The sequence below is a fragment of the Bradyrhizobium sp. 23 genome (genome assembly GCF_023073295.1).
GTDB classification, from domain to species: Bacteria; Pseudomonadota; Alphaproteobacteria; order Rhizobiales; family Xanthobacteraceae; genus Bradyrhizobium; species Bradyrhizobium canariense_D.
Map to the genome: position 1 here is coordinate 72,564 of NZ_JADPJF010000001.1, position 7,714 is coordinate 80,277.

At 65.3% G+C, this 7,714-nt stretch carries 9 protein-coding genes and 1 tRNA gene; 5 read left to right on the top strand and 5 right to left on the bottom strand.

Annotation, left to right across the window (positions count from 1 at the left end):
• Nucleotides 1–30: 30 nt before the first annotated feature.
• Nucleotides 31–843, top strand: coding sequence for a formate dehydrogenase accessory sulfurtransferase FdhD (gene fdhD / locus IVB32_RS00410; RefSeq protein ID WP_085395603.1), 813 nt, complete (start codon nucleotides 31–33; stop codon nucleotides 841–843).
• Nucleotides 844–1,029: 186 nt separating this feature from the next.
• On the opposite strand, the gene IVB32_RS00415 is transcribed toward fdhD, so the two are convergent.
• Together IVB32_RS00415 and IVB32_RS00420 are read right to left on the bottom strand one after the other, a co-directional pair.
• Nucleotides 1,030–1,114, bottom strand: a tRNA-Leu gene (locus tag IVB32_RS00415).
• A 219-nt stretch (nucleotides 1,115–1,333) separates the two neighbouring features.
• The gene (locus tag IVB32_RS00420) at nucleotides 1,334–1,576 is read right to left on the bottom strand and encodes a FliM/FliN family flagellar motor switch protein (protein ID WP_085351347.1); all 243 of its coding nucleotides are present in this window, start codon (nucleotides 1,574–1,576) and stop codon (nucleotides 1,334–1,336) included.
• Between the two features lie 79 nt (nucleotides 1,577–1,655).
• Here IVB32_RS00420 and lipB point away from each other — a divergent pair, with 79 nt between their 5' ends.
• Together lipB and IVB32_RS00430 are read left to right on the top strand one after the other, a co-directional pair.
• Entirely contained in the window at nucleotides 1,656–2,393 is a 738-nt protein-coding gene (gene lipB, locus IVB32_RS00425) for a lipoyl(octanoyl) transferase LipB (protein ID WP_247371858.1), read from the top strand.
• 184 nt (nucleotides 2,394–2,577) lie between these two features.
• Nucleotides 2,578–3,291 carry a DNA helicase gene (locus tag IVB32_RS00430; protein ID WP_247371855.1) on the top strand — a complete coding sequence of 238 codons (714 nt, stop codon included), beginning with the start codon at nucleotides 2,578–2,580 and terminating at the stop codon, nucleotides 3,289–3,291.
• Between the two features lie 57 nt (nucleotides 3,292–3,348).
• On the opposite strand, the gene IVB32_RS00435 is transcribed toward IVB32_RS00430, so the two are convergent.
• A complete protein-coding gene (locus IVB32_RS00435) occupies nucleotides 3,349–3,771 on the bottom strand; it encodes a 4-oxalocrotonate tautomerase family protein (RefSeq protein ID WP_247371853.1) in 423 nt (140 codons plus the stop codon).
• Between the two features lie 113 nt (nucleotides 3,772–3,884).
• Between IVB32_RS00435 and IVB32_RS00440 the strand changes: the two genes are divergently transcribed.
• Together IVB32_RS00440 and IVB32_RS00445 are read left to right on the top strand one after the other, a co-directional pair.
• Nucleotides 3,885–4,739 (top strand): LysR substrate-binding domain-containing protein, encoded by an 855-nt coding sequence (locus IVB32_RS00440; RefSeq protein ID WP_247371851.1) that lies wholly within the window; start codon nucleotides 3,885–3,887, stop codon nucleotides 4,737–4,739.
• Nucleotides 4,740–4,886: 147 nt separating this feature from the next.
• Complete coding sequence (locus tag IVB32_RS00445) at nucleotides 4,887–6,407, top strand: PAS domain-containing sensor histidine kinase (RefSeq protein WP_085351344.1); 1,521 nt, start codon at nucleotides 4,887–4,889, stop codon at nucleotides 6,405–6,407.
• 8 nt (nucleotides 6,408–6,415) lie between these two features.
• On the opposite strand, the gene IVB32_RS00450 is transcribed toward IVB32_RS00445, so the two are convergent.
• Nucleotides 6,416–6,715 carry an acylphosphatase gene (locus IVB32_RS00450; RefSeq protein WP_007603158.1) on the bottom strand — a complete coding sequence of 100 codons (300 nt, stop codon included), beginning with the start codon at nucleotides 6,713–6,715 and terminating at the stop codon, nucleotides 6,416–6,418.
• Nucleotides 6,712–7,578: an isocitrate lyase/PEP mutase family protein gene (locus IVB32_RS00455; RefSeq protein ID WP_018455234.1), complete on the bottom strand. Its 867-nt coding sequence runs from the start codon at nucleotides 7,576–7,578 to the stop codon at nucleotides 6,712–6,714. The genes IVB32_RS00450 and IVB32_RS00455 overlap by 4 nt, the downstream gene beginning before the upstream one ends.
• Nucleotides 7,579–7,714 lie beyond the last annotated feature (136 nt).

The following is a 7,714-nucleotide window of genomic DNA, read 5'->3' on the forward strand; positions in this document are numbered from 1 at the left end:
CGCGCATCCATGCCCACGGCATCCGTGAGAATGCCCCGGCTGACGTCGAGCGGAACGCGGGATGAGCGGATGCTGGCGGAGGAATGTCCCGTGGCACTCGTCTACGACGGAACGACCGTCGCCGTTGTGATGGCAACTCCCGCCGATCTGACCGATCTTGCTGTGGGATTCAGCCTGACCGAAGGGATCATCGGGGACATCGGCGAGATCGAGGAGCTCACGGTCGTTCCCGGTCGCGACGGCATCGAACTGCGGCTATGGCTGCGAACGAACGCCGGGCGCCGCCTGAAGGAGCGCCGGCGACATCTGGTCGGGCCGACGGGTTGCGGCCTGTGCGGCATCGACAGCTTGCGGGAAGCCGGGCGGATCGTTCAGTGCGTCGAGCAGCCAGCGAACCTCACGGCGGAGCAGATCAGCACGGCCGTCGCAACCCTCAGCGAGTCACAGATCCTCAACTACAAGACACGCGCCGCTCACGCCGCGGGTTTTTTCGAGCCAGTCGGCAAGACCATGACGGTGCGCGAGGACGTGGGGCGCCACAACGCCCTCGACAAACTTGCCGGCGCTCTCGCGACGGAAGGAGCATCCGGCCGCGCTGGCGCCGTCATTCTCACCAGCCGGATTTCGGTCGAGATGGTGCAAAAAACCGCCGCGATCGGCGCCGGCGTCGTCGTTGCCATGTCTGCACCGACCGCGCTCGCAGTCCGAACGGCCGAAGCCAGCGGGATCACGCTTGTCGGCATAGCGCGGGGCGACGAATTCGAGATCTTCAGCCATCCGGCGAGGGTGTTTAAGCCCGCCGCCACGCAGATCGAGCCGGAGTCTCGACCGCAGGCAAACTAAGGGAACCCGGACGTGAGGGCATAGCGAACTTCGCCAGGCAACTTCATGCCCGATCGCGCCGAGGGAGCGAACCCTCGGCCGCGAGATCGAACATCGAAGACTTGGGGAGGCCCCGTTCCAGGGTCCGCAGCGCGAACAGGGCGGGCACCGAAAACCGCGAAACAATCTTTCGCGTGTCTGTTTGCTTGGTGCGCTCGGAGGGACTCGAACCCCCACGATTTTACTCACTGCCACCTCAAGGCAGCGCGTCTACCAATTCCGCCACGAGCGCTTTGGGGATGCCGGCTTGAGGCTTGAAGGCCAACCGGATCAACGGCGCCGATCTAACAAATCCGTCAGAGGGGTACAAGCCTCCAAAGGCCCTGAATTCCACAAGCTTGGCAGGAAAGTTCCGGCTCCTTGCGCCGGGATCGGCCTTTTCCGCCTGCCCGGCCGCTACTGCGTGCCCAGGCCGCGACGCGTGCCCGGGCCGCGACGCCTGCCCGGGCCGCTACCGTGTGCCCGGGACACGTGGCAGCATCTGCTTGACCTCGACCGCGATGCGGTTGCGGTCGACCAGCACGACCCCGGAGGCGACCGGCAAATTATTGGCCAGAACCTTGACCTCGTCGGCCTCGGTTGCGTCCAGCTCGATGATGGCGCCGCGGGAAAGACGTAATACCTGATGGATCGGCATGGTCGTCGTCCCGAGGACGACCATGAGGTCCACGGTGACTTTGTCGAGAGTAGGCACTTCAGCACCACCGCAACTTGGGACTAGGACTAGGGACTGGTATTTGCTCCTGGGATCATCACCCGGTTATGGTTAGCCAATGGTTAATTTGCCCCAACACCCCCGCCAAGAACTCGATTTGACGCCGTTTTCCGCTTCCACCGGCGAGCCGGTGGAATGGCGGATTTCGGACGCGCCGGTGCCCTATCCGGAGGCGGTCGCCGAAATGGAGGCGCGCGTCGCGGCGATCGCGGCCGGTGAAGCCCCGGAGTTGGTCTGGCTGCTGGAGCACCCCCCGCTCTACACGTCCGGCACCTCGGGCAAGACCACCGACCTGCTCGATGCCCGATTCCCGACCTTTGCCACCGGGCGCGGCGGCCAGCTCACCTATCACGGGCCCGGCCAGCGCGTGGCCTATGTCATGCTTGACCTGAAGCGCCGCCGGCCGGATGTCCGGGCCTATGTCGCGAGCCTGGAGGAGCTGATTGTGCAGACGCTCGCCGCCTTCAACATCCGTGGCGAGCGGCGCGAGGACCGGGTCGGCGTCTGGGTCAAGCGGCCCGACAAGGGACCCGAGCACGAGGACAAGATCGCCGCGATCGGCGTCCGGCTGAAGCGCTGGGTCTCGTTTCACGGCATTGCCATCAATGTCGAGCCGGAGCTGTCACATTTCGCCGGCATCGTGCCCTGCGGCGTCGCCGATCCCCGCTACGGCGTCACCTCGCTGGTCGATCTCGGCCAGCTCCTGACGATGAGCGATGTCGACGTGGCGCTTCGGCAAGCCTTCGAGGAGCTGTTCGGGCCGACCCAGGCGCTGATGCCGGAAGCAGCGGCCTAACTTCGGTCTCCCTCATTCTCGGCAAACCCGGAATCAGCTACCCTCGATTCCGGTGTCGCCCACGCCTCCCCCCTCCGCCGGGAAAGCAGATGTCATGCCGGGCGAATTGATCATCGGACCGACTGTTCGAGCGCCAAGGCATAAGGAGGGGTTGCGCTTCAGCTCGCAATGGGAGGTTTTTGCGATGAGACTGTCTGCACCCATTTATCATCTGAAACGAAAAGCGAAGCGCTTGTCCCGCGAGGTAGGCATCCCGCTGCACGATGCGCTCGACCGCGTCGCTGCGACGCAAGGCTTTTCCGCATGGAGCCTGCTCGCGGCGAAAGCGGCCACAGCGACGCCGGCCAACCGGCTTTTCCCGCAATTCCAACCGGGTGACCTGGTGCTGGTGGGCGCGCGTCCCGGCCAGGGCAAGACCCTGATGAGCCTCGGGCTTGCCGTAGAGGCGATGCGGTCGGGCCACCGCGCCGCGTTCTTCTCGCTCGAATACACCGAGAAAGACGTTCTGGATCGCTTTCGGGCGATCGGCGTGGATCTGGCGGGGTTCGAAAAACTCTTCGAGGTCGATTGCTCCGACGCCATCAGTGCCGACTACGTCGTCAAGCAGATGGCCGCAGCACCGCGCGGCACGGTCGTGGTGATCGACTATCTGCAGCTGCTGGACCAGCGGCGGGAAAATCCCGACCTCACCGTTCAGGTGCGCGCGTTGAAATCATTCGCGCACGACAAGGGATTGATCGTCGTCTTCATCTCGCAGATCGACCGTTCCTATGATTCCTCGCTCAAACCCTGCCCTGACCTGGACGATGTCAGGCTGCCGAACCCGCTCGACCTGAAGCTGTTCGACAAGACCTGTTTCCTGAACAAGGACGAAGTTCAGTTTCGCATAGCGAGCTGACGATCCCTGGCAACGGTTCAGGCCGCGGGTGCGGTTATTCACCCGCGGCCTCCCTCCTCACGCCTTCTCCGGCGAAACCTCGAGCTCGCCGGCGATGTAGCGCCGCTCCTGGGTCAGGCCGCCAAAGCCATAGGCGTCGCCCTTGACCTCGTCGACATGCAGATAGGTCTCGTGATGCAGCGGGCCCAGGATCCCGGCCATGCGCTGGAACATCGCGGCGAGATAGGCGGCCTTCTCGTCCTTGGTGTTGGTGCCTTCGCTGACGTGAATGTCGATCCAGTAGCTCGCGAGCTTTTGCTCTGCGAGCGACTTGCCGCCAGCGAACCAGTCGCTCGCCTCCACCGACTTCACGATAATGGCCGTGACCTCAGGGTCCTTGTGCAGGATTTTTGCGGTGAGCTCGGATACGGCGCTCGCGATGTCGGCCTTCAGCGGCGGCGACTGGCGCGGGGTGGTGTAGGACACGGTGATCAGCGGCATGGTCGTTCTCCTCGGATGTCGCGCAGGTGTTGCGCGGCGTTGGTGAGAAAGCTAGACCCGCCCTCGACATTTTGGTATCTTATCTCTGTTGATACCAGTGATAAGAAATCGTAATGATAGCAACGCTCGACATCGCCACCGTCCAGGCCTTCCTGCTGGTCGCCGACCTCCAGAGTTTCACGCGGACCGCCGAAGCGCTCGGCACGACCCAGGCGGCTGTCAGCCTCAAGCTGCAACGGCTGGAGACGCTGCTGGGAAAACGTCTCGTGGAGCGCTCGCCGCGCGCGGTCCGGCTCACGGCAGACGGCGCGACGTTCCTGGAGCGCGCCCGCGCGCTGATCGCGGCGCATGACCGCGCGCTATCGGGCGAGGCCTCAGTCGCGCAGTCGCTCTCGCTCGGCATCTCCGACCATGCTGCGGGGCCGGAGCTGGTACCCCTGCTCGAACGCCTGCATGCGATGTCGTCGAACCTCACGCTCGCCGTCACCATCGGCTTCTCGCGCGAGATGCAGGAGGCCTATGATGCGGGCCGACTGGATGCGGTGATCGTGCGCCAGGAAGGCAGCCGGCGCGGCGGAGAGAAGCTGGCCGAGGACGAATTCGGCTGGTTCGCGTCACGACGCTTCACCGTGCCAAAGGGGCAGCCTTTGCCGCTCGCGACGCTCGCCCCGCCCTGCGGCGTCCGCGCCATCGCTGTGCGCGCGCTCGACAAGGCCGGCCTGAAATGGCGTGAGCGCTTCGTCGGCGGCGGCGTCACCGCCGTGGTTGCAGCCGCGCTCGCCGGACTTGCAATCGCGCCGCTGGCGCGACGGATCGCACCGGCAGGCCTGGTCGACGTCGGCCCCGCCCACAAGCTGCCGAAACTCGGCAGCTCAAAGGTGATGCTCCATTCGAAGGTCAGCGATCCCGCAAAGCTGGCGGCGCTGCGTGCGGTGGCGGCGACGTTCCGGAGCGTGGCGGCGGTCTGACGCGCACGGCTTTCCGGCTGGAATGCGGGCGAGCGTCTGCTGGCTTGCGTCCTGCATACGGACGCGCAATGTTGCCTAAAAATGTTCCAACCTCCGGGAACAATCCGCCACCTACTGCGTTTGCCCCCGTTGAGGCAGGGTCCGGGAATGGTCGAGAAGTCTAGTCAGCAGAGGGATTTGTTCGAAAGCGAACGCAGTTTCCGCCTGTTAGTTGAAGGAGTTGCGGACTACGCACTCTACATGCTGGATCCCACCGGGAGAATCACCAGCTGGAACATTGGCGGCGAGCGCATCAAGGGCTATTCACCCGGGGAGATCCTCGGCCAACACTTTTCCCGGTTCTACACCGAGACCGACCGCGCCAACGGCAAGCCCGCCCGTGCGCTCGGCATCGCGCGGGAAAAGGGCCGCTACGAGGAGGAAGGCTGGCGCGTCCGCAAGGACGGCACCTTCTTCTGGGCCAGCGTCGTGATCGATCCGATCTACGAGGCCGGCGAGCTGGTCGGCTTCGCCAAGATCACGCGCGACATCACCGAGCGGCGCAATACCCAGCTCAAGCTCGAGGCGATGCAGAAGCAGCTCGCCGAATCCCAGAAATTCGACGCGCTCGGCCAGCTCACCGGCGGGGTCGCCCACGATTTCAACAACCTCCTGATGATCATCAGCGGCAGCCTCCACATGCTGAAACGAGGGGCCGACGACGAAGCCAAGCTTCAGCGCGCGATCTCGGCCATCGAAACCGCTACCAGGCGCGGCGCCGCGCTAACCAACCAGCTCCTCACCTTCGCGCGGCGGCAGAGCGTCAATCCGCAGGCGATCGACTTCGCCGACCGCATCGCGGCGATCCGCGAGGTACTCGATGCCGGCGTCGGCAGCTCCGTGCGCCTGGCTTTCGACGTCAGCGACGACGTCTGGCCGATCAGGACCGACGTTTCCGAGCTCGAGACCGCGCTGCTCAACCTTGTCATCAATGCCCGCGACGCGATGCCCGACGGAGGCACGGTGACGATCGCAGCGCGCAATCTCGTGCTCGACGAGGACCCCCTCGTGGGCGAATTCATCGCGATCGACGTCACCGATACCGGCCTCGGCATTCCCTCCGACGTTCTCGACAAGATCTTCGAGCCGTTCTTCACGACCAAGGCGATCGGAAAAGGCACTGGCCTCGGTCTCTCCCAGGTGCACGGCTTCGCCCATCAGGCCGGCGGCACGGTCCGGGTCGCGAGCGCGCTCGGCAAGGGCACGACCTTCACCATCCTGCTGCCGCGCGGAGAAGACGAGCCATCGCGTGAGGCGGCGGGAGAACCGGCGTTCCAAGGCAGCGGCACGGTGCTGCTGGTCGAGGACAATCCGGACGTCGCCGCCGTCAGCATCGGCCTTCTGGAGCAGCTCGGCTATCAGGTGCGCCGGGTCGCGGACGCCGAAGCCGCCTTGAGCGAGATCGAGAAGAACGGCGTCGACTTCGTGTTCTCGGATATCGTCATGCCCGGCAAGATGGACGGGCTCAGCCTCGCCCATCACCTCCGCCAGATCCGCCCCGGCCTGCCGATTCTGCTCGCCACCGGCTACAGCGAAGTCGCCGCAGGCGTGCGCGGCGATTTCCCGATCCTGCGCAAGCCCTACGAGATCCACGAATTGAGCGAAGCGATCGCCAAGCTGCCGCGGTGATTCTTTAGCTACACCGTCGGCAACACCGAAAACGCCTCGCCTGCTCGGCGCAAGTTCAGTTCATCGACGTCGGCCGTCTCGCTGGTGACGCTGTCGACGCGCGAGGACGGCGGGCCGTGGCGGCACAGCGCAACCATGTCCGCGACGTGCTTCGGCGGCCCCGCGAACAGCGCTTCAACGCTGCCGTCACGGCGGTTGCGGACCCAGCCTTCGAGACCGCACGTCGTCGCCTGATACTCGAGCCAGGCCCGGTAGCCTACCCCCTGCACGCGGCCGCGGATCATGACCTGGAGGATCGCCCGGCTCATTGTTTCAGTCCGAGGACATCGGCGCTCCGCGCCTTGACGTCGGCCTCCCGCGTGACGCGGCTGGTCAAGTCCGACGATGGGAGACCTTTGAGATTCTTCGGCGCAGTGCCGTCGCGTAGCGCCTTCTGCGTCTCGTAGACGGCCTGCGTTGCGGCCGCGATCGGCGCGTGGCCCTGAAGCGCGATGCGCACGCGCTGGCCAGCGAGGTATTCGAGCACGTTCAACTCCTCCGGCGCGCCGCCGAGCACGATCGGCAGGCGCGTCGCAGACACGATGGCCTCGAGCTCGGCGCGCGACTTGATGCCGGTGAAGAACAGCGCGTCGACGCCGGTAGCCTCATAAGCTCTGGCGCGGCGGATCGCATCCTCGATCGAGGTGATCGAGGCCGCACCGGTGCGGCCCATGATGACGAGCGAGGGGTCGCCGCGGCCGTCGAGTGCCGCCTTCATCTTGCCGACGCCCTCCTCAAGCGAGATCAGCTGCGTCTTCGCTTCGCCGAAGCCAGCCGGCAGCAGCGTGTCCTCGATGGTGAGGCCGGCGGCGCCCGCCGTTTCCAGCTCCTGCACCGTGCGACGCACGTTGAGCGCGTTGCCATAGCCGTGATCGGCATCGACCAACACCGGAAGCGCTGCCGCACGCGACATCCGCCGCATCTGCTCGGCAAGTTCCGTGAGCGTGATCAGCGTGATGTCGGGGTCGCCGAGCACCGCGAGCGAAGCCACCGAGCCGCCGAACATGCCGAGCGGGAAACCGAGATCCTCGGCGATGCGGATCGAGATAGCGTCGTAGACCGAGCCGGGATGGACGCACGTCCCGCCCGACAGGATCGATCGCAGTTTTTCGCGGCGGGAACGAAAGGCCATGGTGATGTCTCGGTTAGGTCACGGAGGCCGCAGCATACTCCGTCATTGCGAGCGAAGCGAAGCAATCCAGAAATGCATCCGCAGAGACAGACTGGATTGCTTCGTCGCGGAGCCTGTCATCGGGCCGCGCTTCGCG